The following is a 23686-nucleotide window of genomic DNA, read 5'->3' as shown; positions in this document are numbered from 1 at the left end:
ACTTTGCGCATAAAATGAGGGTGAAGACGGGTCGTAGGGCGAAGGTGATGGATTCAGAAAAATCTGAAAAAACTGCCATGAAAACCTATCACGTCAGCACCGATAAATGCTATACCGTTCTCTTGGCGTAAGATTTTTGCAGCTACTATGAGGGCAACCCAATGGGTACACTCACTATCCGCATTGATAATGATATTAAAAAATGCGCTGACGATATCTGCCAGCGCTACCACACGACCCTAAACGCCCAAATTGTACTGCATTTGAAAGATCTGATTGATAATGGAAAACCCCTCTACCCTCCACAGCCATGTGATATTCACCATGAGACAGCTATAGTCGCATTGTGGTTATTGCTAGCACCTTTGCGCGAACATTACATGCAAATTAATCTGGATATTTATGCAGGTATACCGGTCGCGTCAGAGGCATTCGCTCAAGCGGACAGCGCGTCAATGGAATTCACGGTATGTTTCCCTAAAATTCGTGTGCAAGTACCCGTCTCTTCTTGGCCAATCTGGGACGCATTGAACCTCGCGGTGGTGCAATTACGCACCACTTCGGCACAGATCACGCCATCAGAGGATATCAACTGGCTTAACCCGAGGGCCATTCCCCAAGTGTCAGGACTCTCTTTGGTTCAACGTGAACGGTTCCTCAAGGACTGCCGCGAGTTTGAGCGCCAGGTGCTGCTATTACCACGCCCACAGGGCCATCCGCTAGAGAACGACACCTGCCGTAGCCTGATCACGGTACTGATCGACGCCGGGGTCATCATGAACTCGGCTGAATTATTCTATCGCCTGCTTTGCCAGCGGGTTAGCCATGATGGATTGACCGCCCATGAGGCGTTTATCGACGTCATTGACCACCTGCCGGCACTGTCGTTGCGGCTATTGCCCGCGACTGTTCTGGATCGGTTAGCCTTACAGGCAGCACTGGTTGATGCGGGTTTTAGTCCCTCTGAGGTTGGCAAGGTACTTAGCGTGGTACTTGCGCAAAAAACCTAATATACGGAATATGTCCTTTTCACATCCATTAACCTAACCCAGGCAAGGTACACTCAATGCATGCCATCCGTGACGCACAGATAACCGATGCACCGGCAATCGTTAGCCTGCTCGAAGCCCTTGATTACCCTGGCACCGATGATTTTATCAAGGACAGGTTGCTACAACTTATAAACCACCCTGATGAAAGGTTGCTGGTATCTGTAGAAAACGAGGTGGTTACCGGGGTCATTTCCTTACATTTTATCCCTCAACTTGCGCTTGCCGGTGATTTTTGCCGCATTAGCTATCTGTGCGTCAGTGGCGAAACCAGAGGAAAAGGCACGGGTAAAGCGCTCGAAGAGCACGCGGTCCACATGGCCAGACAACGCGGTTGTGACCGCATTGAGGTGCACTGCCATTCCCGTCGAACCGATGCTCACCGGTTTTATGGCAGGCAGGGTTATGCGGAGTCGCCAAAATATTTATGTAAATCACTAAAAATTGTACCCTGATGCGGTTCTCTACCATCAGCACGATAAATTGGCGGGGTAGGACATATCAACGATGGAGCATAAGCACATTTTAGTTTATTGACCCTGATGCAAATGACTGGTTTCGGTATTGGCATGTTGATTGTCACCCCGTTTTACGTGTGGTTTTCACCCGCGGTGGTGATTGTTATTTTTCATGGATTACCCCTTAGCGTGTTGCTTATCGTATGGCTGCTCAGAAAGCATGCTCCACAATATCCTGAAACGTCATAAAACTAATGTATTTTATCCATCGCCAAAAAAACGAGGTTATGATGCAAGCTTATCTGTCACTCATTACCATCACCGGTGCATTAGCGGCGGGCGCGGTGAGTCCAGGGCCAAGTTTTATCTTTGTGGCCAGAAATGCAATGTCCTTATCCCGGCGGCATGGATTTGCCACGGCGCTAGGCATGGGGTCGGGGGCATTCATCTTTTCAATTTTTGCCTTGCTGGGTTTACAGGCGGTATTTAGCGCGGTTCCCGTGGCGTTTTGGTTATTAAAAATTGTCGGTGGGGTTTATCTCATCTTGCTTGCATCCAACATTTTACGCTCGGCGCGCCAGCCACTGCACGGGCTAACGTCGAACCAAACGGCCTCTATCTCACTGTGGCAAGCCTATATTTTTGGTTTGTTTACGCAACTGAGCAACCCGAAAACGGCTATCGTGTTTGCCGGTGTGTTTTCGGCATTGTTACCGCAGCAGATTCCACCCTATTTTTATGCGGTGATACCGCTGGCGACTTTCTGCGTCGATGCCGGCTGGTATTCCATGGTGGCATTGGTGCTATCGTCCGAAAAACCGCGAAACGCGTATCTTCGGGTTAAAACGCTGGTTGATTGCACCGCAGGTGGTGTGATGGGGTTACTGGGTTTAAAACTGATATTAAGCAGTAAGTAATGTCACCCGCTGGATAGCGCGAGTGTGCTGCAACGGGATAAAACAGAGTAACCTGCAATCAGATCAGATTGCAGGTGTTTGATCCAAGAAAACTCAAAAGTGATAGGTGACGGCTGCCGTCACTGTCGTCTGATTACGCTCGAACACAATCGGGCTGTTGGCTGCATGATCGCCAAGCCAGGTATAACCTGCACTGAGTGCAGATCCCCAATGTGGTGTGAACTGATGACTCCAGGCCAGGTTACTGTCCACGCCATAAAAACCGCCCGCAGCACGATAACGGGTATAGCCAGACTGCACACGTTGCTGGTCATTCACGCCGTAAAAAGTATTCATGTAGCGCCCGTCGCCAAACAACCCAGACACCTGTAGTGCGATCGTGTCACTGTCATTTTGCAGCGCAATGAGCGTAACCGACGTACGATACTGGACACCCTGTCCATCACTGAGCGGAAGCGTTGCCCTGCCTTCCAGCGTAAGCCACTGCGTCGCCATCCATCCCAGCGCCACGGACGTATTAACCGTAGCGTCGATATTGCCCATGCCTTTCAATTTATCAGTACCGTCTCGCCAACTGGAATCCTTATCTGAACGCCCTAAGCCATAACCGAGACTATTCTCAATGTAGAGGCCGTTGGCATTTTGCAGGTCATATCCCACACCTTTCACCGAATCGAGGAAAAAAGCACCATCCTGCGCCTGAACAATCGGAACCATTTGAGTGTGACGTTTGTCTGACCCACTATAGCGAGGGGCATTTTGTGCCCCCAATCCTACAGTGAGACTTTGCTGCGTGGTACTGCCGTCATCAGCTTGTACGTCTATTGCCGTGACGCAAACAGCAAGACAAACCATGTGCAACACCCATTTTCTGGTTATCATCGTACACCTCATCAATGGATCGTTTCTGGCCATGTAAAACAGTCATCGCCGTTTATCAAAGCAATATTATGAATAGGCAGTATCAATAAACTGTCAGGGTTTTATGAAGAAATGGTCAAGGTTGCCCAAATGCAGACAAAACGTGTACTGGTGATAGAAGATGATGCCGATGCGGCCGATGTGCTGGAGGCCTATTTACGCCGTGAAAATTATGAGGTTGCCATTGCCGATGATGGGTTAAAAGGCCTGGATATGGTGAAACGCTGGAAGCCTGATCTGGTGCTACTTGACGTCATGCTACCAGGGATGAACGGGACAGAAGTTCTGGCGGCCATTCGGCGTTCGGGTGATATTCCGGTCATCATGGTAACGGCGATGGGCGACATCTACGATAAAATCGGCGCCCTGCGCTACGGGGCGGATGACTATGTGGTGAAACCCTACAATCCCGGTGAAGTCATCGCACGCGTCCAGGCGGTGCTGCGGCGTATCTCGCCGCCTGGTGAGCGGGTCAAGCAGCTTCGTTGGCAAGGGCTTGAAGTCGATACCGAATCACTGACGGTCACAGTGACTGATGCGTCAGGACGTCAGTCAAGACCTGAATTAACCCCTACCGAGTTCAGCTTGTTAACCACGTTGATGCGCACACCAACACGTCCCCTCTCACGCCAGCATCTGTTGGAACTGTGCTTGCCAGAAAGTGAGGCCCTGGAACGCGTGGTAGATACGCACATTTACAATGTGCGAAAAAAGCTGGAATTGGCGGGTATACATAACATTTTGTTAAACGTCCGCAGCGTAGGATACAGGTTTAGACAGCCATGAATAATGTGCAAAATCAATCTCTTTGGCGCTGGATTTGCGTGCGTATTTTGACGCTGGCCATTGGTTCCGTTATTGCGATTGCGCTTTGCATGTGGCTGCGTTTCAACCTCCAAAACATGTGGATCATCTATCACATGCCACCGGCGGTGAAAACGGCGTTTTTAACGCTACGCGATCGTCCAGAACTTGATCCCGCCTTATTCCATCAGATCATGGATGAGCGTTGGGGGATCTGGTACTCAGTGCCCTCGATCATGTCAGCTGATTGGATTATGGTCGGCGTGCTGGTGCTGGTGATCATTCCTTTTATCGTCGTGCTGGGGCTGTATGCCGCCCGACCGCTTTCGGCACAGTTTATTAATCTGGCCACCGCCGCACGGGCGGTATCCCGAGGTGAATTCACTATCCGGGCTGGGTTGGTAAAAAATGCACCGATAGAGCTTGCTCGGTTCACTGACGATTTCAATACGATGACACTGCAGCTCGCGCGTTATGAACGGGAACTGCATGCCTCGCATGTGGCAATGGCGCACGAACTGCGCTCCCCGCTTACCGCTGCTATTGGCCGGATGCAGGGCATGCTTGATGGTGTGTTTCGGTTGGAGCCGCAACAGTTGGAAATGGTCATGAAACAACTTCAACTGCTCAGTCGGCTGACCGAGGATTTGCATCTACTGTCGTTAGCGGATGCCGGTCAACTCACTCTCGACCACAATACGCTGAATCTGGCAGAGCTGCTGCAGGAACGGGCTAGCTGGCTCAGGCCACAGGCTCAAGCGTGCGCCATGGTGATTACCGTGACGGCGGCAACGCCTTGTCGTTATGTAGGCGATGCTTTTCGGCTGGGCCAGATGTTTACCATTCTGATGGAAAATGCGCTGCGCTATGCCGCGGAAGGTGGGTATCTGAATGTCAATATCTGCCCGCAACGCGGCGGATACGAGATGACCTTTCAGGATAATGGTCCGGGGGTGCCTGCTGATTTCCTCCCCATCATGTTTGAGCGTTTTACCCGAGCAGAGTCTTCACGTGGGCGTCATTCAGGCGGTAGCGGGCTGGGGTTATCGATTGCCCGGGCTATTGGTGTGGCGCATGGCGGTAGCCTAGTGGCAACGCTTCCGGCAAACGGCGGGCTGTTGATTACCGTGCATTTACCGCCCAACTAAACGATAAAAACAATAAATTTGTGCGTCTTGACCATCTCTTGATGAAATATAAAGAGGATCTGGACAAAACCTGGATTGAATAGCGTTATCTCAGTTCAGGAACATTGTCATGACAGATATCTTTAACCATTGTGCCAAAGCTGCACTGCATCATCTTTGGTGCTCAGGACGGTTGAAACCGCTATTTCCTGGGCTCATCGCGCTAGTATTGCTGGTGTTCGCGGTACTACTCCTTTCCAGTTGCGGCGACAAAAAACCAAAGCAGAACGTTCCTCCACGTCCGGTACGGGTCATCGTGGTACCGGCACCGACAGCCGGTATAGCGTTCACCCAGACCGGAGAAATCCGGGCTCATGATGACGTCACGCTGGGGTTTCGTGTGGATGGGCGTCTACTGACCCGTACGGTGGATGTGGGCGATCACGTTCAAGCCGGTCAGTTAATTGCCACCGTGGAGAATGATACCAGTCAAAATCAGTTGCGCAGTGCAAGGGCAGATCTGGACAGCGCCCAGGCGGCGGAACGGGTCGCTGCACTTAACCTGCAACGCATGAAGCTGCTGATGCCACAGGGTGCAATAGCCCGTTCGCAATATGATACTGCACAGTCAGACTGGCAAGCAGCCCAATCCCATCGGCGGAGCAATGAGGCCGCACTGAAAAACGCCCAGGATAACCTTTCATGGACCCACCTGACTGCACAGCAGTCCGGCGTGATCATAAGCGTAAGCGCCGCCCCCGGCCAGGTGCTCAGCGCCGGGCAGACCGTGGTCACACTGGCTGTCGGCAGCGGACGCGATGCGGTGTTTAATCTTGCCGATCCTCAGGTCATCACCCGCAACACTGGCGTGCCATTTACCCTTTCGCTCCTGGCCGATCCATCCGTGCATACCACTGGACATCTGCGAGATATCAGTCCACAGGCCGATCCACAAACCCGCACCTGGCGCGTTCGTGTCGCACTTGATGCCTTACCCGACGCCATGGCGCTAGGTGCCAGCGTGCTGGGTGAAATTGAGCAGACCGGAATGCGGGCGATGGTGCTGCCAGCCTCGGCCCTGACCCGTCTAGGGACGAGCCCGGCGGTATTTGTCGTGAATCGGGCCTCGCGGCAATTGCAGCTTCGTCCGGTGAAGCTCGCCCACTTTACCGCTACTGAGATCTTTATCGCCAGTGGCATAAATCCAGGTGAAATGGTGGTGACTGCCGGCGTCAGTAAATTACGTCAGGGAGAGAAAGTCTCTCTCGATGAGGATAAACCATGAAGAACCGTTCAATAAAACAGACCTTCAACCTCTCAGCCTGGGCGCTAAAAAATCAGCAGATGATGGTGTTTTTCATGTTGCTCATCATGGCCGCCGGCGTGATGAGCTATCAAAACCTCCCACGCAATGAAGACCCGGCATTTACCATTAAAACAGCGATTGTTTCCGCTCAGTGGGCCGGTGCAAACGTACAGGATACGGTGAATCTGCTCACCGATCCCCTGGAGAAAAAACTACAGGAAATCCCTTATCTCGATGACGTAGAGAGTCAAACCCGTGCCGGGCAGTCGATAATCTATGTCAACTTGCGTGACGATACGCCTCCGGCTCGGGTGGCGGATATCTGGTATCAGGTGCGTAAAAAAATGCATGATATCAGCTCATCCTTGCCGGAAGGGGTTCAAGAACCCGCGGTCAACGATGCCTTTGACGATACCTTTGGCACCCTTTACGGCTTTACCGCTGAAGGTTATTCACCACGAGAACTGCGCGACAAGGTGGACGATATCCGTCGCGATCTGATGTCGCTGCCGGATATTGGCAAGATCACACTGCTGGGGGTGCAGGAAGAACACATTGTCATTGCTTTTTCGCCGCGTAAACTTGCGGGTATGGGGCTGGATCTGCAGCAGGTCAGTGATGCATTGACAGCACAAAACGCCGTGGTATCGGCCGGTGTATTAAGAAGCGGCCAGGAGAATATCGCTCTGCGGGTCAGCGGTGCGCTGGATTCAGAACAGAGTTTTCGGGCGATTACGTTACACATTAACCAGCGCTATATTCCCCTGACGGATATTGCCACCATCAGCCGGCAATCTGCCGAGCCACCTACGCCGACCTTTCGGGTGAACGGCCAGCCGGCCATCGGTCTTGCCCTCGCCATGGCCTCTACCGGCAATATGCTTACATTTGGTCAGGCAATCAACAACCGGATGGCGGACATCCAGTCCCGTCTGCCCCACGGTATTGAGATGATAAAGGTCGCGGACCAGTCCGCCGTAGTAAAACAGGCCGTTAGCGGCTTCGCCCATGTCCTGCTCGAAGCCGTGATCATTGTGCTGGCCGTATCTTTTATCTCCCTGGGTATGCGCGCGGGTCTGGTGGTTGCCGCCGCCATTCCTTTGGTCCTGGCAATGACGTTTGTCGGTATGATGCTATTCGGAATAGGGCTGCAACGTATTTCGCTCGGTGCACTGATTATTGCGCTTGGCCTGCTGGTCGATGATGCCATGATAAGCGTCGAGGCAATGGTTGCACGACTTGAGGCGGGCGACAGCCGTTGGCGCGCCGCCACTTATGCCTTTGAGACCACCGCTTTCCCGATGCTGACCGGTACGTTAGTGATGATTGCCGGTTTTATACCGGTTGGTTTTGCTGCGTCGAGCGCTGGCGAGTACTGTTTTTCTCTGTTCGCCGTCGTGATGATTTCACTGCTCTGCTCCTGGGTGGTGGCTATCCTTTTCTCGCCGCTGATGGGGACCTGGCTATTGTCCGTTCCCCCAACGCACCACGAACCGTCACCGACCAGGGTGATGCGCGGCTACCACAATTTACTGCAGTGGGTATTACATCACCGGCTCCTGACACTGGGATCGGCGATGGGGTTGTTGTTACTGGCTGCATTTGGCTCAACGTTTATGCAAGGAGAGTTCTTCCCGGCATCCGACCGCCCTGAACTGTTAGTCAGTCTGACGTTGCCGGCCAATGCGTCTGAGGAACAAACCGCGCGCCAGACCGAACGGTTAGAAAAAATCCTTCTGGGAAATACCAATATTGACCATTTCACCAGTTATATCGGGGGCGGCGCGGTACGTTTTTATCTGCCAATGGATGTCTTGTCAGATAATGAAAACACCGCCCAGTTGGTGGTGGTGGCAAAAGGTCTGGATGCCAGAGACCGACTCAAAAATCAATTGGACCGAGTCCTTGCCCGGGACTTCAGTGACCTGACGACCAGGGTATCGCCATTGGAACTGGGTCCACCGGTCGGTTGGCCCATCAGGTATCGCGTGATTGGCCCTCATTATGAAAAGATACAGACGATTGCCCGGCAACTGGCCGCCTCCCTGGGTGAGAGTCCACTAACCCGAGAGGTTAACCTGACGGCCGGCGAGCCGGAACGGGTGATCACCCTGGAGATCAACCAAACCGCCGCACGCGCTGTGGGGGTCTCTTCCGAGACCCTGGCGAATACGCTGCATACTTTGTATTCAGGTCGCGTGATCACCTCGGTTCGTGACCGTAACCGCATGATTGACGTCGTGTTGCGCGGCGACGATCGGGATCGGCAGGACACCGGGATTCTTGGGGGATTAATGATACCCACGGCAGACGGAACTAAAGTGCCGTTAAGCCAGATAGCCACGCCGGTATGGGGCATTGATGATCCGCTGATTTACCGACGAAACCGGCTGCCATTCATCACAGTGCAGACCGATGTGGCGCCGGGTATGAATGCAGCTGAGGTGTCGGCACAGCTAGCGTCACGTGTGCAACGGCTACGCGGCACACTCACGCCAGACTATCATATCAAGGAAGACGGCGCCGTGGCGGAGTCGGACAAGGGTAACAGCTCGGTATTTGCCGTGCTGCCGGTAACCCTGGTGGTGATGCTGGTTCTGCTTATGCTTCAATTGCGGCAGATCTCACGTATGTTACTCGCCCTATTGATGGCCCCGTTTGGCCTGATTGGTGTGGTACTGTCCATGCTACCGACCGGGACGCCCATGGGTTTTGTGTCGCTGCTGGGTATCATCGCGCTGGCGGGTATGATTATTCGCAACGCGGTGATCCTGATCAGTGAAGTCGATAACCATGCACGGGCGGGAATGAGGCGCGACGATGCCATTATCGCTGCGGCGAAACACCGTTCACGCCCGATATTTCTGACGGCCAGTGCTGCCATTTTGGGAATGCTGCCTATCTCGCGTCAGGTATTCTGGGGACCCATGGCGCTCGCCATTATTGGCGGATTAGTGGTAGGTACCCTGATAACCCTGACGGTTTTACCTGCATCAATCAGCTTGGTGATGCAAGTTGAACAGAAAGGGAGAAAAGATGAACCACGCTAATCATAGTTTCACCTAAAGTTTTTCTGAAATATAACCCCCTCTAAAGCGTTATCCCCCGCCCGGGGGGTTTATCGGTTGAGAAATAAAGGTGTTGGCCTTTTTTTTCAACAATGAAATGTTATACTCGGCTGTAGGCACTCTTGTCACAGTTGATTTTCAATCCCAAGTACATGAAAATTTGCGACATAAATCATTAGAGGTGTTCATGAGTATCCTCAAGGCGACAAACCATCATGAAGCAGTAAAACTGGTTGCAGCACATGCAGCGCATAAAATTGAACTAGCCTATGAAATCAAAACGGATGAATTCTTCGAACTGGCAACCAATTGTTGTAGCCCAGGAGACAAGATCATGAAAGGAGAAAACTATTTTGTTATTTCGTTGAAAGGCATGTACATTCCGCCCAACAACTAAACATCTCGGTCATATTGAAATCCCCTGTTTAATACCCTGTGCGAGGCTTACGTCAGTCAGTATTGTTGACTATCGTCAACGCACATCATCACCAATTTTTTTTCCATTCAAAAACCTTTAAATAAATGACATTGCTAGTATTAATTGTTATTACACCATGAGATATTCAATAGACTGGGTCTAGCATGCGGTGCCAACAATAAAGGAATGGATCAAATGACTGATACAACGAACCTGACAATCAAAATCCCTCTGGAATTAAAAGATAAAATCAGAGCTGCAGCACAGGAAACACAGGTTTCCCTGAGCGCTGAAGTCTGTGCTCGCCTAGAAAAAAGTTTCGAAATCAGTACGATGAATTTAGAGCACGCCGCAAGCTTGATTGATAATCAAAATCAAGTTGCAAGCTTGATTGATAATCAAAATACTGAGGAGCACGCGGTTGAAGAGCCGCTTAGCCATAAAGAATTGAAAAAAATCAGGCAATTGCTTCAGGATAGTCATGACAGACTAAAAAAATCCGCAAAAAAGAAGTAGGCATTTAACAGAGAAATTAACCACAGATCGTGGGTAGATACTGCGGCAATCAGACATCGTGTTCAAGTATCCAATGCCGGTGATATTGCGGTTAAAAAGGTCAGTTTTAGACAAAAAAATGCGTTGCTGGTTGACGCATGGTGGGTTGGATGTGGTTGATGGCAGTCATCATGTTCTCTGTGCAGTGAAAATCAATAGCGTTCGGAGAAACATGTATTCCGTGCGGGAGAAGGTTTCCCGCATACAAATCAATGGCTGGACCAACGATTGGCATAACATAGTCTACTTAAGCGAAATATCCGGTTTGGTGATATTCAGATCATAGTCATCGGCGCGCATGACCCATCTCATCGACTCTTGGGCTAGCACCCCTATTTTTATCGGTACACGAATGAAAACTAAAAAGCAGGACATTATTACCTCATCAATGAGATTGTTTAACAATGAAGGGTATCAATCCCCTGGAATTGATCGCATCTCAGAAGTAGCAGGAGTTTCAAAAATGACATTTTATCGATATTTTCCTGATAAAGAATCGTTAATCATTGTTATTTTAGAAGAAAAACGTCTTCACTTTATGTCAGATATCAGACAGGTGGTAGAAAAAAAATCTTCAACAAAAGACAAGCTTTTTGCAATCTTTAAGTATTATGATCAATGGTTCTCCGGGTCAAATTTTAATGGGTGTATGTTCACCCGAGCCGTGATGGAATTCGGCCATTCTATATCGGCCATCTATGACATAAATATCAGGTTTAAAACGGAACTGGGAAATATGATCCGCAATATTTTATTGTCATGTCTGAAACCGGAACCGGCCGAAAGAACCGCATTTATTATCATCATGTTAATTGACGGTGCAATTGCTGCCAGTCAGTCACAAGGAATGGCAACAAAAGAATATCCACCAGCCATGATTGCCTGGATGGCAACCAAGGCCATTATTTATTCAGAGGGAGGGACACTTTAGTGATGCCTGTTCGTTCTTTCTTAGAGCAAAACCAAATACCTAGGCTGATAAAAACAGCACTAATGACATGAAAAAGCTTCAGTTCAGTGCCCAGAAACACGACGCTAAACGCCCCACCAGAAAGCGGAATAATATGTGTGTAAATATCCCCTCGCGTTGCACCAATTTCAGCGATACCCCGATTCCAGAAAACATAGGAAAGCCATGAAGGGAAAATAACCAAATATGCTAACCCGGCCAAAAAAAACGTCTGATGATAGGATGATAATTCAATATGGCGGTGTAATAACACATATATAATAAGAACAGGGATCAGTATCACCGCGCCGATCAATGAACTCACGGCAACAAATGCGTTACCCAGTATACGTTTATCTTTTTTACGCAAAAAAGAGCAATAACACGCCCAACTCAGAGCAGAACCCATCGTCCATAGATCACCCTGATTAAGATGGCTAAACGTATTCAAATGGGTTAATTGTCCCTTAAACACCAGATAGATCACCCCCAGGGTGCTTAATATCACACCAAAACAATTATTTTTAGATACATAATCTTTGAATATTATTCTATTTATCAGCAATACCATACAGGGTGTTGCCGACATATAAATGGCTGCATTTAACGAACTGGTATACTGCAACCCAATATAGAGGGTGAGGGGAAAAAGAACCTGACCCAATATCGACAGAAACACCACAATAGGGAATGAGTGTGTCAGGAAAATGCGGCTAGCGATGACCTGTTTTCGATATAAGATCAGCAGTAACACTGCGGTGATAGCCCAACGGGCTTCAGTCAGAATGACAGGGTCGGTGCCTGACACCAGGATATGTCCCACGACATAATTACCTCCCCAGAAAAGGGCTGCTAACGTAAGCAGTAAGTAAGGCACAACGTCTTCCTCATGAAGCTAAGCCAAGTACCGACTATACAGATCAGTATCGTTTCCTATATGACAAAAATCAAAAAAGACACAAAACACACACGAAAAAAATAGATACATTGATCATATCTTATTTATTTTTTTAACAATGTTTTAATCATGTTCGACATCATCACGTCGCGATTATTGCAATACTAATCTGTATACCGTTAATCCGGACCACCGGCGATAAGTGCGCCGAACGCCGCAACGATCGTCGGCACCTGCGCGCGGCTGATGTGCTGGTGGGTCACCAACCGCAATATGCCCGGGCGGCTGACTCGCGTCAATACCCCCTGCCGAGCTAACCCGGCAACCCAACTTCCAGCATTGCGCTGTGCGTCGCAAGCCACATGCACCTGCAGAATATTGGTCACCGGCGGGGTGACATCCACCAGCGAGGAATCCAACTGCTGCAGCCCGGACCAGATTAACTGATTGCAGTCATGATCTTGCTGCAACCTGTTGACTCCCTCTTTAAGGGCGACCAGTCCAGCGGCAGCCATGATGCCGGCCTGGCGCAGTCCACCGCCCAACATGCGCCGAAAAATGCTCGCTCGCTCGATAAAAGCAGCATCGCCCACCAGTAGCGCGCCCATGGGCGCGCCGAGTCCTTTCGACAGGCAAAAACTCATGCTGTCGGCCCCTGCCCCCAGACTGGCGGCGTCGGTTCCCAGTGCCACTGCAGCGTTAAAAATACGCGCACCGTCAATATGGACCGGCACCCCGGCTGCGCTGGCGAGCGTTGTCACTCGGTGCATATAGTCCAATGACGGCACATGGCCACCCGAATGGTTATGACTGCTTTCAATGCAGACCAACGCCGTGGGCCCGCCGTAGCGGGAATAACCTTCACGTAGCCGTGCGGCCAGCAGTGAAATATCCATTTCCCCCCGATGCGAAGGAATGGCGACGCAAAACAGGCCGGCCAGGCGCGACATGCCGCCTGCCTCGGAGACTGCCATATGGGCCTGCTGGTCCACTATGATTTCCGTGCCGCCCCGTTGATTGTGAGCCAGCACGGCGATGACATTGCCCATGGTGCCACTGGTCACAAACAGGCCGGCCTGCTTGCCAATCAAATGCGCGCCATACTGCTCAAGTTCCGCGACGGTCGGGTCACCTTCCAGAGTGTCGTCGTTAAGCGTGGCCGCGCGCATGGCCTGCCACATGGCTTCGCTGGGGAGCGTGACGGTATCACTACGGAGATCAATCATAAGGATTTTATCTCCGACGTGACGCCAAGGCCGCTCTGCGCCTCGGCTTGCACCAACTCATCAGCCGAGGTTAAGCGCATCACCAGCTTGACGGCGACGGTATTGCTAATGACATTCACTGCCGTACGGCCCATGTCCAAAAACGCATCCACCCCGGCAATGACCGCCAGCGCCTCCACCGGCACACCAATGGTGCTCAGCACCATTGCCACCGCCACCAGCCCGCCGGACGGTACATTGGCGCTGCCTTTACTGGCAAGGGTGGTCACCAGAATAATCGACAATAAGGTTGGCCAGGTGAGTGGGATATGATAGGCATCGGCCAGAAACCCAACCGCCAGCCCGAAATACATGATGGAACCATCGCGATTAAACGCATAACCCAGCGGCAGCACCAATGAAGCCAGGCTTCTGGGCACACCGTTGGCGATCAGTTTTTCCATATGCAGTGGCAGGGTCGCTTCGGAGGAACGGGTGGCAAAGGCAAGCAAAAAGGGTTCCATAACCTCGCGAAAGGTAGTGATAGGTCGCTCTCCGGCCAGGCGCAGGATCAGGGCGAAAACCAGCATCAAAATCGCCAAACCGAGATACATTACGCCCACCAGTTTAATCAGCGCTACGAGGGTACCTAGGCCTTTGGTCGCGAACAGCCAGGCGATAATCGCAAATATGGCAATGGGTGAGAGGGAAATGATCCAATCGGTCATTTTAAACACCGCGGCCATCAGCGCATCCAGCATATCAACCATGGGTTTGGCTCTAACACCCAGGGTCGCCAACGCCAGGCCTAACATCGCGGCAAACACCAGAACCGGCAGGAGATTTCCGCCGGACATGGCGACCACGATATTGGATGGGATCATATCCAGAAAAAATTTAGTCCAGTCCACAGACACGGCGATGTGTTTGGGGATGGCACTGTGTTGCGAAAGATCGGCCCCGGCACCGGGATGAAAAATGTTATTAAGCAACAGTCCAATAGCCACTGAGATGACGGTGGAAACCAGGAAATAGAGCATGCTGATCAACGACACTTTACCCAGCCGCCCGACGCTGCTACCCATCTGGTAAATACCCAGGGTGATCGCGGTAAAAACCAACGGCACAACGATCATTTTAACCGCCTGGATAAATGCGGTCCCCACTGGCTGTAAGTTGGACGAAAACGCTGGAGCCAAAAAGCCCGCCAGCGCGCCCAAGACCAGTCCCAAAAGCATCTGTATCGGCAAGGGCAGGAGCCGCTTGCGTTTACCGGATCTCTTCGCTGTTGCTTCGTTCATTATCGTATCACTCGCTGTTTTTCTGTCAGGGTTTGATGAGTATCTGCAAACGCGCCCGCATGGCGTTTTGCAAGTGTGTCAACATCAGTTGCTGCGCCTGCTCCGCCTCGCGACGGCTGATGGCCTGAATGATGTCGATATGCTCGGCGACCGCCAGCCGGGTCCGGGCCGGGTCGTAGTCTTTCAGCCCTTGCAACGCAAGGCCGCTTTGCAGGCGTAAATTTTCATACGTATGCTGCAAACGCAGGTTGCCCGCCATACGAAACATCTCGTCATGCAACAGCCAACCCAAGCGCTGTGCCTCGGGTACATCGAGCAACCGTTCGGCCAATAAGCACCCCAAGGCATCTTCAAGAGCCGGCAGTTGGTCCGACGATCCCCGCTGCGCAGCTAAAAAGGCCGCCATGCCTTCAAGCGCCATCCGTAGCTCATGGATTTCCTGCAGATCCCCTAAGCTCAACTGGCGCACAAACGTGCCGCGCATCGGCGACACGTCAAGTAACCCTTCCTGGGCCAGGGTACGTATTGCTTCACGTACCGGCATTCGGCCCACACCGAACTGCGTGGCGATACCCCGCTCTGATACACCATCCCCGGGGACAAGTTCCCGGTCAATAATCATCTGACGTAGCCGGCCGTAAACATCTGGTTCCATATTTTTTTACTGGTTGCCCACTGGTATACCAGTAAAGCAAAATACAGGCCAAGAAAAAGGGAGTTATTTAATATACTGTAATATAAGGTTATTTCATAAAATACCGTTAAAGAATAAGCGGGCAAGAGGGGAGCAATTTGCGGTTGACGCACAAACATTGTGCAAGAGAGAAAGAGAATGGTGCATAACAAAAAAGGAGAGCGACAGCAAGGTGTCCCCATGGCAGGAGTGAAGCCAACCATCAGTCAGATGGGCCAGATGGCCCATCTGATAGCGATCAAACACATCTAACACACCGCGATGTTTTACCCCTTACTGGTATCCTCCAGGTAAGGGGCTGGTGACATAAATAAACGCTATCATCGCGCGGCAACAAACGTGAAGCACGTGATACATCGCATGAGTTAAAAAAACACAGCAGTCAACGGCGATAAGATAAATTCCACACACAAGTACCCCACCACACTTAACACCAGCGTATAGGGTAATGCCATAATGACCATTCGGCTATAAGACAGGCGAACCAACGGTGCTACCGCTGAGGTCAGCAAAAACAGGAATGCCGCTTGGCCATTAGGTGTAGCAATGGAAAGCAAGTTGGTCCCCGCATTAACGGCGACCGCCAGTATTTCAAATTTATCGCGCGATATGATCCCTTGTGAAAAGGCATTATGAATCTCGTTAATAAATATAGAACCCACAAATACATTATCTGAAATAGAGGATAACACCCCGTTAAACAGGTAAAATAATGTTTGTTGTGAGCCTTCGGAAGATTGTAATAAAAAGTCGATAAGTGGAGCGAATAATTGCTGATCTATTATAATGGCCACGACTGAGAAGAATACCGTCAGTAAGGCGGCAAAGGGAAGTGCTTCTTGAAAAGCTTTACCAATATTTTGCTCTTCAACAATGCCACAAAATGAAGTGGCCAACACAATAACAGATAAGCCAATTAAGCCGACTTCCGCCAAATGTAGCGCCAATGCGGCTATCAGCCAAACACCAATCAACGCTTGTACGACTAAATTAACTTTTTCCCGCTGAGTACGTTTGGCTGTCATTTCAATATCATTATCAGACAGCACTATCCTTACGTCCTCAGGCAATGCTTCACCATAACCAAATACCTTAAAACGCTCAACCAAAATACAGGTCGCTATACCAAAGATAAACACCGGGACCGTGACCGGGAGCATGTGTAAGAAAAAGGCAGAAAACCCCCATCCTACCGTTTTGGCAATAATCAGGTTTTGCGGCTCACCGACCATCGTCATGATGCCGCCTAATGCAGTACCTATACCGGCATGCATCAGCAGGCTACGCAGAAACGAACGGAACTGTTCTAATGTTTGTTTATGATCGTCACTTAACGGAGCCGTTTTATCATCGTTGTCGACAATGGCGCCTTGTTCAGAAATAAAACGATGGTAAATAAGAAGAAATCCCATGGCGACACTGATCACCACCGCAATCACAGTCAACGCATCAAGAAAAGCAGATAAAAATGCCGCAGCACAACAAAATGTCACCGACAGCGTAATCTTGGAACGTATCCGAAGTAATATTTTGGTGAAAATGAAAAGTAGCAAATCTTTCATAAAATGAATGCCTGCTACCATAAAAACAAGTAATAACAAGACTTCAATGTTTTTTGTGACTTCTAGCCAAATATTTTCGGCCGTTGTCATACCGATAATTACGGCTTCAAGGATGAGTAAGCCCCCGGCTTGGAGTGGGTAGCATTTTAACGTCATCACCAAGGTGAAAATAAATTCGATGACCAATAACCATCCGGTAAAAAATTTACTCACAAAAAAGAACAACAATGGATTTATGATAAGAAAGACGAGTATGCTGACTTTGTACCAATCTGGCGATTGTCCCAGAAAGTTTTTTACGAATGCTGATGGATAAGAGGTATTCATCGTGATTTTCTATGCCTTATGAAATCATCAACTTAAACATTAAAGATAACTTTATGTGATGTGAGGTGTAACATAATGTGCCAAAAGCATGATATGTGTCAAGAAAGTTGATTGTGTTGACGATGTTTTATTCACCCTAGTGGTTCATTTTTATTAGGAATTTAGGAAGAATTCTCTTGAACCAGATTGCTAAAAACCAATATTATTCATAAAAAAATGATTTTATCCTTTGACATAGAGTTGATTAGGACATAATACCGTCTACATTAAAATGACTGATCTTATCCTCTTAGCGGCATAACACCTGATAAATTTAGCGGTAATACCAGCATCCTCAACTATTCGAATCTTTTCCATAACAATTCTTCTACTGAAATATATCATTTTGATCATACACCACCTGATTTAACATTTTGTATCCATTTGCTAGCCCCATCGCCAGATTGCTACGTTACACTATGTCCCTTATTTTAATACCAATGACAAAAACATATTATGAAGAGGCTGCAGTCTACATCTCCCACAGTACTGACCTTACAACTGCGTAGGGATGTCATTCGCCAATTTATCCAACGCGATAAAACACCGGTAGTCATTTTACTCTTGGCGGCATTGGTCGGGGCTATTGCCGGTTTGCTCGGTGTGGCATTTGAGAAAGCGGTGGATTGGGTGCAACAGCAACGTTTATCCGCCTTAGCACATGTTGCCAATATCGGGATCCTTGTTTGGCCACTCTCTTTCATCCTCTCCGCATTACTGGCGATGCTGGGTTATTATTTGGTTCGACGGTATGCGCCGGAAGCCAGTGGCTCAGGTATTCCAGAAATTGAAGGCGCACTGGAAGAACTTAGGCCAGTACGTTGGTGGCGAGTTATCCCGGTAAAATTTTTCGGTGGTATGGGAACACTAGGCGCAGGAATGGTATTAGGGCGTGAAGGACCCACGGTGCAAATGGGGGGCAGTATCGGGCGCATGATAGTGGATATATTTCGCGTACGCGGCGCCGAAGCAAGGCATACCCTTTTGGCCACCGGTGCTGCTGCAGGACTTTCAGCGGCGTTTAATGCGCCACTGGCAGGTATATTGTTTATCATTGAGGAAATGCGTCCGCAGTTTCGCTATAACCTGATTTCAATTAAAGCCGTATTTATTGGCGTCATCATGTCAACAATTGTGTATCGCGGATTTAATGGCGAACATTCGGTAATCGATATTGGCCGATTGGCTTATGCCCCCATGAATACCCTGTGGTTGTATCTGGTCCAGGGACTGGTATTTGGTTTCGTTGGAATGTCATTCAATAGTATGGTGTTTCGCAGCCAGGACATGTTTGCTCGTATACATAACGGCAACTTACGTAAAATTCTACTGATTGGCGGCATTCTGGGTGGCGGTTGCGGTCTTTTGGTGCTCATTCAACAGGCGGCTATCGGCGGGGGGTTTGCGTTAATTCCCATCGTAGCAGCAGGGAATTATACCCTGGGGATGCTGATATTCATTTTTGTTGCCCGCATGGTGACGACCTTACTGTGTTTCGGCTCGGGGGCACCAGGGGGTATTTTTGCACCTATGCTGGCATTGGGAACCGTCTTGGGTACCGCATTCGGCATGGTAAGCAGCCATTGGTTTCCCTATTATGGCCTTGAGGCTGGAACCTTTGCCATTGCCGGCATGGGGGCGCTGTTTGCCGCGTCGGTGCGAGCGCCACTGACTGGGATTGTCTTAGTACTGGAAATGACCGACAACTATCAACTCATTTTGCCGATGATTATTACCTGTTTAGGCGCAACGATAGTGGCACAACTGTTGGGCGGAAAACCCTTATATTCAGCCCTGTTAGCCCGTACGTTACAACGCCAGGAGACGGCGATGAATACGGTTTCGGTTGAAAAAGTTATCGAATCAGAAAGTGCCATCAAGCATGAAAATATCTGATGCAAACGCATCACAACCGATCATGATTATGCAGAATGGCCAGCAAATAATGTGCCCTTATACCGGGCTGATTTGTTGGCGCATTCCGTCAAATACCGGAAGGTATAGTGGGGTAAAAATTATTCAGTATATTTGAACAATTAATAACCCATCATACCATAACCGCCGCCGTTACCTTCCATCATACCGTAGCCGCCGCCCCTATTCATCATGCCATAACCGCCGCCTTCGCACGGTACACCTGATTTGACCAATTGTGCACGAAACGCGCCTTGTTCAGAATACAACTTAGCATTAAGGTCGCCTAACTCTTTGGTTAATGTATTAATTTTTGCTTGATCCGGATTATTACCGTAGTACAGCACGTTCATTTCGGCTTGTTTCGCCAAAATCTGTTGTTGCAATAACGCAACCGCTTTGTAGTGTTCGTTAAAAGCACGTTGCTGCTCAGGTGTTACTGCATTTGTGCCCATCATATATCCCGGTGCACTATTGGCCGTATTTACCGGAGCTTGGGCGGGTGCAGCACTCACACCGCCGATCACGCCCAGCAGCGAGACCACGGCGATAGTCGTAGCGATAACATTTCGTTTTGCGATTTTCATCATTATGTTCCTTCCAATTTTTACGATTAATGGATACTGGGCGACCAGACCACCTCGAGATCTCGGGGTTCGACGTAAAAATGTCATCAAGCACCACACCGGTTTTCATCGCGTTATGCTGCGATATTCTGCATCGCCAATATAGAGTAACAAGCAATCACCGTGCCAATTATTTAACCATATGAAATACATAGTATTATTTAGATTTATTGCCATAAATAAAAAAACGAACACCTTTTATGGGTAAATATTACCCGCCAAAACTAGACCATGTGGGTTAAAAAGTGTCATGATACTGCATCATCTCCTGACCCAGGATCACTATGCCCAGCGATTCAGCTTTATTTTCCCGGCGGAAAAAAATGTCGCTGGATTTATCCCCTTGGTTATTGGTGGGATTATCTTTAATCCTGGGATTGGCCATTGCCGTGCTCGCCACGACGAATACCTCCCGGGAAAAACACTATATGACGCAAAGCCTGCTCAACCGGGCTGACTCCTTGATCTGGTCTATAGAAGCGGGCGCCAGGACGGCCATGGGGTTTCAGGAAGATAATCGCTTATTACAATCATTGATTGAACAAACCGCCCACCAACCCGGGGTCCTCTATCTTATGGTTATCAATAACCAAGGACAGATCATCGCGCACAGTGAACAGGCTAAAATCGGCACCACCATCCCGGAAGACCAGGCATTTCTAAACGCACCACCCGCAGGAGAAACGCACTGGCGGCGACTGAAAACCACTAACGGCGAAGTCTTCGAGGCGTCGCGTTTATTCACCCCATCCTCGCCCCACTCCACCATGATGATGATGATGCACGGCGCGACGACATCTGCCCTCGATGAGAAAACACACATACTCGTCGGGCTGGATCCCAAACCGTCCGAAGAGACATTCAACACCGACCGCCGCAATAATCTGATCCTGGCATCCTTGGTGGCGTTGCTGGGTTTAGGCGGATTCATCTCTTTGTTCTGGGCCCATAGTTATCGACGTTCAAACCGGCTGCTCAAAGATACCCAGGCACTGGCCGCCGAGGTGGTGACCTGTTTGCCGGTGGGATTGCTGACCTGTGACAGTGGGGGCAATATCGTCATGGCCAATACCCTCGCGCTGGATATGCTAGGCATGAAGAATAATCACTTCATGGGCATTGCGCTGCAAAGCCTTGGCGGATTGGACTGGCACGCCATTATTGCCATCCTCGCAAAAAATGAAAAAATTCTGGAAAAAGAAATGGAATTGGATAATTCGAAAGGAGGAACAATTCCCATCAGTTTAAGCGCGTCGCAAATTCGTAATGAACAAGGACTGGACCTTGGATATGTGTTTATCTTGCGTGACCTGGGCGAGGTAAAACAGTTACAGGCCGACGTGCGCCGTAATGAGAGATTGACCGCCCTGGGCCATATGGCCGCCGGCGTGGCACATGAAATCCGCAATCCACTCAGCTCCATCAAAGGACTTGCCACGTATTTGTCCGGCAAGTTTCTCAGTGAAGGCCCGGAAAGTACCGCCGCCAAAACGATGATTCTGGAAGTGGACCGATTAAACCGCGTGGTTTCCGAATTACTGGAATTTGCGCGTACCGGCGCGATGGTACTGAAGGAGACTGACCTTAATGTGGTGATCCTTCACGCCCTGCGCTTAGCCGAAACGGACGCTAAAATACAGAATACCAGGTTACTTTTTTCACCTGATGCGCTATTGCCCAAGGTACCACTCAATGAGGAACGTTTTACCCAGGCGTTACTTAACCTGCTGATCAATGCCATACAGTCGATGTCTACAGCGGGGACCATCAGTGTGTCGGTGGCGATTGATGATAATAAGCGCCGTTTGGCCATTGCCATCAAAGACAATGGCCGCGGCATGTCCCCGGAAATTATCGATTCCATTTTCACACCGTATTTCACCACCAAATCCTCCGGCACCGGGCTTGGTCTGGCCATTGTCCAGCAGATAGTGGAAGGCCATAACGGAGAAATCAATGTCACCAGTCAGCCCGGTGTCGGTAGTGTTTTCACGATTTTTCTCTCGCTCAGACACGCGGGATGGGACGATAATGATGAATAAAAAAACCACAGTATTGGTGGTGGATGATGACAGCAGCCATCGGGTTATGCTGCTGACACTGCTTGCCGATTGGGGTTACCAGGTGGAAGGGGCAGAAAACGGTGCCTTGGCCGTGACCCTGTGCCAGCAACAAGCCTATGATTTATTGTTGATGGATTTCCGCATGGCCGGCATGAATGGTATTGAGGCACTGAAAGAAATCAAGTCATACAACCCGTCCATTCCTATTCTCATCATGACAGCCTATTCCAATACCGAAACGGCGGTGCAAGCCATCAAGGCGGGAGCCTATGATTATCTGACCAAACCTTTGGATTTTGATGAGTTGCGACTCACCCTGGAGCGAGTGTTGGATCACGTCGCCCTGAGCAATGAAAATAAAACTTTGCGCAACACGCTTGCCACGTCCCTTGATGGCGAAGGCATGGTCGGCCACAGCGATGCATTACGAAAACTGATGGATATGCTGGCGATTGTGGCACCATCGGAAGCGACCATACTGATTACCGGGGAGTCGGGGGTTGGCAAGGAATTGGTGGCCAAGGCCATTCATGCCAACAGTCATCGCCGTAACGGCCCTTATATTGCGATCAACTGTGCTGCGATAAATGACACCTTATTGGAATCTGAGCTGTTTGGTCATGAAAAAGGCGCGTTTACCGGTGCGGAGAAACAACGTGACGGGCGTTTTGCCGCAGCAAACAAAGGTACCCTTTTTCTCGACGAAATAGGCGATATGCCGCTGCAAATGCAGGTAAAGTTATTACGTGTTATTCAAGAAAGGGAAATACAGCGGGTGGGGGGCGATCGGCCGCTTAAAGTCGACGTGCGCATTGTCGCCGCCACCAATAAGGATTTGCAAAAAGAAGTTGATGCCGGGCGTTTCAGACTGGATCTGTATTATCGTCTCAACGTGGTGTCACTCACGCTGCCGCCGCTGCGCGATCGCATCGAAGATATTCCTTTGCTGGCGATGCATTTTTTGAAAAAATTCGCCGAAAAAAATGATAAAAAAGCCAAAGGCTTTACGCCAAAAGCCATGGATCGGCTGCTGAAATATGATTGGCCCGGCAATATACGCGAGCTGGAAAATGTGGTGGAACGGTCAGTGGTATTGATGATGGGTGAATATGTCAGTATCCAGGAATTCCCTCCCTCTCTGAGCAATGGTGAAAATGAACGCCCAGCCATGGGAACCGATTTTTCCAATATGACATTGGAAGAGATTGAGCACAACGCGATCATCAATGCATTGGAAATCACCGGTGGAAATAAAAGTGAGGCCGCCAGACGTCTGGGCATCACCCGAAAAACACTTCATACCAAAATACAGCGCCAAGAGGAATAACCGGGTAATTTTTCCTGCAAAATCGTAGGTACCCTTTATAATTATTAGGGTACCGCCTGAAGATTTACCGTCTCACCAATCGCATGCCTACCATCACACCACCTTCATCCGCCTGTGGACAGGTTAGCAGCCACTTAGAAGAAGGCTCGATGACCTAC

20 protein-coding genes are annotated in these 23686 nt (G+C 49.7%); 13 read left to right on the top strand and 7 right to left on the bottom strand.

The features are described 5' to 3' along the window. Nucleotides 1-161: 161 nt before the first annotated feature. The 3 genes from SJI19_RS06125 (at nt 162) to SJI19_RS06115 (ending at nt 2424) form a co-directional block, all read left to right on the top strand. Nucleotides 162-1010 (top strand): hypothetical protein, encoded by an 849-nt coding sequence (locus tag SJI19_RS06125; RefSeq protein WP_323477385.1) that lies wholly within the window; start codon nt 162-164, stop codon nt 1008-1010. Between the two features lie 56 nt (nt 1011-1066). Beyond that, a complete protein-coding gene (locus SJI19_RS06120) occupies nt 1067-1504 on the top strand; it encodes a GNAT family N-acetyltransferase (protein ID WP_323477384.1) in 438 nt (145 codons plus the stop codon). 293 nt (nt 1505-1797) lie between these two features. Beyond that, nucleotides 1798-2424, top strand: a complete 627-nt coding sequence (locus tag SJI19_RS06115; protein WP_323477535.1) for a LysE family translocator — start codon at nt 1798-1800, stop codon at nt 2422-2424. Nucleotides 2425-2517: 93 nt separating this feature from the next. Here the strand turns inward: SJI19_RS06115 and SJI19_RS06110 are convergent, their stop codons facing one another. Beyond that, complete coding sequence (locus SJI19_RS06110) at nt 2518-3306, bottom strand: MipA/OmpV family protein (protein ID WP_323477383.1); 789 nt, start codon at nt 3304-3306, stop codon at nt 2518-2520. Nucleotides 3307-3435: 129 nt separating this feature from the next. Here SJI19_RS06110 and SJI19_RS06105 point away from each other — a divergent pair, with 129 nt between their 5' ends. The 7 genes from SJI19_RS06105 to SJI19_RS06075 all read left to right on the top strand — a co-directional run bounded on the left by SJI19_RS06105 (nt 3436) and on the right by SJI19_RS06075 (nt 11554). Continuing rightward, a complete protein-coding gene (locus tag SJI19_RS06105) occupies nt 3436-4131 on the top strand; it encodes a response regulator transcription factor (RefSeq protein WP_323477382.1) in 696 nt (231 codons plus the stop codon). Then, the gene (locus tag SJI19_RS06100; protein ID WP_323477381.1) at nt 4128-5297 is read left to right on the top strand and encodes a sensor histidine kinase; all 1170 of its coding nucleotides are present in this window, start codon (nt 4128-4130) and stop codon (nt 5295-5297) included. Before SJI19_RS06105 ends, SJI19_RS06100 begins: the two co-directional genes overlap by 4 nt. 109 nt (nt 5298-5406) lie before the next feature. Further along, nucleotides 5407-6561, top strand: coding sequence for an efflux RND transporter periplasmic adaptor subunit (locus tag SJI19_RS06095; RefSeq protein WP_323477380.1), 1155 nt, complete (start codon nt 5407-5409; stop codon nt 6559-6561). Next, nucleotides 6558-9632 carry an efflux RND transporter permease subunit gene (locus SJI19_RS06090; RefSeq protein WP_323477379.1) on the top strand — a complete coding sequence of 1025 codons (3075 nt, stop codon included), beginning with the start codon at nt 6558-6560 and terminating at the stop codon, nt 9630-9632. Before SJI19_RS06095 ends, SJI19_RS06090 begins: the two co-directional genes overlap by 4 nt. Nucleotides 9633-9837: 205 nt before the next feature. Then, nucleotides 9838-10047 carry a hypothetical protein gene (locus SJI19_RS06085; protein ID WP_323477378.1) on the top strand — a complete coding sequence of 70 codons (210 nt, stop codon included), beginning with the start codon at nt 9838-9840 and terminating at the stop codon, nt 10045-10047. Nucleotides 10048-10263: 216 nt separating this feature from the next. Beyond that, on the top strand, nt 10264-10584 hold the full coding sequence (locus SJI19_RS06080) for a hypothetical protein (RefSeq protein ID WP_323477377.1): 321 nt from the start codon (nt 10264-10266) through the stop codon (nt 10582-10584). Nucleotides 10585-10975: 391 nt separating this feature from the next. After that, entirely contained in the window at nt 10976-11554 is a 579-nt protein-coding gene (locus SJI19_RS06075) for a TetR/AcrR family transcriptional regulator (RefSeq protein WP_323477376.1), read from the top strand. Here SJI19_RS06075 and SJI19_RS06070 read toward each other — a convergent pair. The 5 genes from SJI19_RS06070 to nhaB all read right to left on the bottom strand — a co-directional run bounded on the left by SJI19_RS06070 (nt 11526) and on the right by nhaB (nt 17559). After that, nucleotides 11526-12449 (bottom strand): DMT family transporter, encoded by a 924-nt coding sequence (locus SJI19_RS06070; RefSeq protein WP_323477375.1) that lies wholly within the window; start codon nt 12447-12449, stop codon nt 11526-11528. The genes SJI19_RS06075 and SJI19_RS06070 overlap by 29 nt on opposite strands. A 200-nt stretch (nt 12450-12649) precedes the next feature. Then, entirely contained in the window at nt 12650-13696 is a 1047-nt protein-coding gene (locus SJI19_RS06065) for a GntG family PLP-dependent aldolase (RefSeq protein ID WP_323477374.1), read from the bottom strand. Next, nucleotides 13693-14976 (bottom strand): dicarboxylate/amino acid:cation symporter, encoded by a 1284-nt coding sequence (locus SJI19_RS06060; protein WP_323477373.1) that lies wholly within the window; start codon nt 14974-14976, stop codon nt 13693-13695. The genes SJI19_RS06065 and SJI19_RS06060 overlap by 4 nt, the downstream gene beginning before the upstream one ends. A gap of 25 nt (nt 14977-15001) precedes the next feature. Beyond that, nucleotides 15002-15631 (bottom strand): GntR family transcriptional regulator, encoded by a 630-nt coding sequence (locus SJI19_RS06055; RefSeq protein ID WP_323477372.1) that lies wholly within the window; start codon nt 15629-15631, stop codon nt 15002-15004. Nucleotides 15632-16035: 404 nt separating this feature from the next. Then, the gene (gene nhaB, locus SJI19_RS06050) at nt 16036-17559 is read right to left on the bottom strand and encodes a sodium/proton antiporter NhaB (protein WP_323477371.1); all 1524 of its coding nucleotides are present in this window, start codon (nt 17557-17559) and stop codon (nt 16036-16038) included. 495 nt (nt 17560-18054) lie between these two features. On the opposite strand from nhaB, the gene clcA reads away from it, so the two are divergent. Continuing rightward, a complete protein-coding gene (gene clcA / locus SJI19_RS06045; protein WP_323477370.1) occupies nt 18055-19494 on the top strand; it encodes a H(+)/Cl(-) exchange transporter ClcA in 1440 nt (479 codons plus the stop codon). A gap of 140 nt (nt 19495-19634) precedes the next feature. On the opposite strand, the gene SJI19_RS06040 is transcribed toward clcA, so the two are convergent. Continuing rightward, entirely contained in the window at nt 19635-20102 is a 468-nt protein-coding gene (locus SJI19_RS06040; protein ID WP_323477369.1) for a periplasmic heavy metal sensor, read from the bottom strand. Nucleotides 20103-20422: 320 nt separating this feature from the next. Here SJI19_RS06040 and SJI19_RS06035 point away from each other — a divergent pair, with 320 nt between their 5' ends. Both SJI19_RS06035 and SJI19_RS06030 read left to right on the top strand, forming a co-directional pair. After that, entirely contained in the window at nt 20423-22180 is a 1758-nt protein-coding gene (locus SJI19_RS06035) for an ATP-binding protein (RefSeq protein WP_323477368.1), read from the top strand. Then, nucleotides 22170-23528, top strand: a complete 1359-nt coding sequence (locus SJI19_RS06030) for a sigma-54 dependent transcriptional regulator (protein ID WP_323477367.1) — start codon at nt 22170-22172, stop codon at nt 23526-23528. The genes SJI19_RS06035 and SJI19_RS06030 overlap by 11 nt, the downstream gene beginning before the upstream one ends. The last annotated feature ends 158 nt before the right edge of the window (nt 23529-23686 follow it).

The organism is Acerihabitans sp. TG2, assembly GCF_035013185.1.
GTDB lineage: Bacteria > Pseudomonadota > Gammaproteobacteria > Enterobacterales > Enterobacteriaceae > Acerihabitans.
The sequence above is the reverse complement of the archived record's forward strand: the minus strand, read 5'-3'. Positions and strand labels throughout refer to the sequence as shown.

What these genes read in the sequence shown, in the direction of transcription:
- SJI19_RS06125 (WP_323477385.1), top strand. Translation starts at nt 162, where the DNA reads ATGGGTACACTCACTATCCGCATTGATAATGATATTAAAAAATGCGCT.
- SJI19_RS06120 (WP_323477384.1), top strand. Translation starts at nt 1,067, where the DNA reads ATGCATGCCATCCGTGACGCACAGATAACCGATGCACCGGCAATCGTT.
- SJI19_RS06115 (WP_323477535.1), top strand. Translation starts at nt 1,798, where the DNA reads ATGCAAGCTTATCTGTCACTCATTACCATCACCGGTGCATTAGCGGCG.
- SJI19_RS06110 (WP_323477383.1), bottom strand. Translation starts at nt 3,306, where the DNA reads ATGATAACCAGAAAATGGGTGTTGCACATGGTTTGTCTTGCTGTTTGC.
- SJI19_RS06105 (WP_323477382.1), top strand. Translation starts at nt 3,436, where the DNA reads ATGCAGACAAAACGTGTACTGGTGATAGAAGATGATGCCGATGCGGCC.
- SJI19_RS06100 (WP_323477381.1), top strand. Translation starts at nt 4,128, where the DNA reads ATGAATAATGTGCAAAATCAATCTCTTTGGCGCTGGATTTGCGTGCGT.
- SJI19_RS06095 (WP_323477380.1), top strand. Translation starts at nt 5,407, where the DNA reads ATGACAGATATCTTTAACCATTGTGCCAAAGCTGCACTGCATCATCTT.
- SJI19_RS06090 (WP_323477379.1), top strand. Translation starts at nt 6,558, where the DNA reads ATGAAGAACCGTTCAATAAAACAGACCTTCAACCTCTCAGCCTGGGCG.
- SJI19_RS06085 (WP_323477378.1), top strand. Translation starts at nt 9,838, where the DNA reads ATGAGTATCCTCAAGGCGACAAACCATCATGAAGCAGTAAAACTGGTT.
- SJI19_RS06080 (WP_323477377.1), top strand. Translation starts at nt 10,264, where the DNA reads ATGACTGATACAACGAACCTGACAATCAAAATCCCTCTGGAATTAAAA.
- SJI19_RS06075 (WP_323477376.1), top strand. Translation starts at nt 10,976, where the DNA reads ATGAAAACTAAAAAGCAGGACATTATTACCTCATCAATGAGATTGTTT.
- SJI19_RS06065 (WP_323477374.1), bottom strand. Translation starts at nt 13,696, where the DNA reads ATGATTGATCTCCGTAGTGATACCGTCACGCTCCCCAGCGAAGCCATG.
- SJI19_RS06060 (WP_323477373.1), bottom strand. Translation starts at nt 14,976, where the DNA reads ATGAACGAAGCAACAGCGAAGAGATCCGGTAAACGCAAGCGGCTCCTG.
- SJI19_RS06055 (WP_323477372.1), bottom strand. Translation starts at nt 15,631, where the DNA reads ATGGAACCAGATGTTTACGGCCGGCTACGTCAGATGATTATTGACCGG.
- nhaB (WP_323477371.1), bottom strand. Translation starts at nt 17,559, where the DNA reads ATGAATACCTCTTATCCATCAGCATTCGTAAAAAACTTTCTGGGACAA.
- clcA (WP_323477370.1), top strand. Translation starts at nt 18,055, where the DNA reads ATGAAGAGGCTGCAGTCTACATCTCCCACAGTACTGACCTTACAACTG.
- SJI19_RS06040 (WP_323477369.1), bottom strand. Translation starts at nt 20,102, where the DNA reads ATGATGAAAATCGCAAAACGAAATGTTATCGCTACGACTATCGCCGTG.
- SJI19_RS06035 (WP_323477368.1), top strand. Translation starts at nt 20,423, where the DNA reads ATGCCCAGCGATTCAGCTTTATTTTCCCGGCGGAAAAAAATGTCGCTG.
- SJI19_RS06030 (WP_323477367.1), top strand. Translation starts at nt 22,170, where the DNA reads ATGATGAATAAAAAAACCACAGTATTGGTGGTGGATGATGACAGCAGC.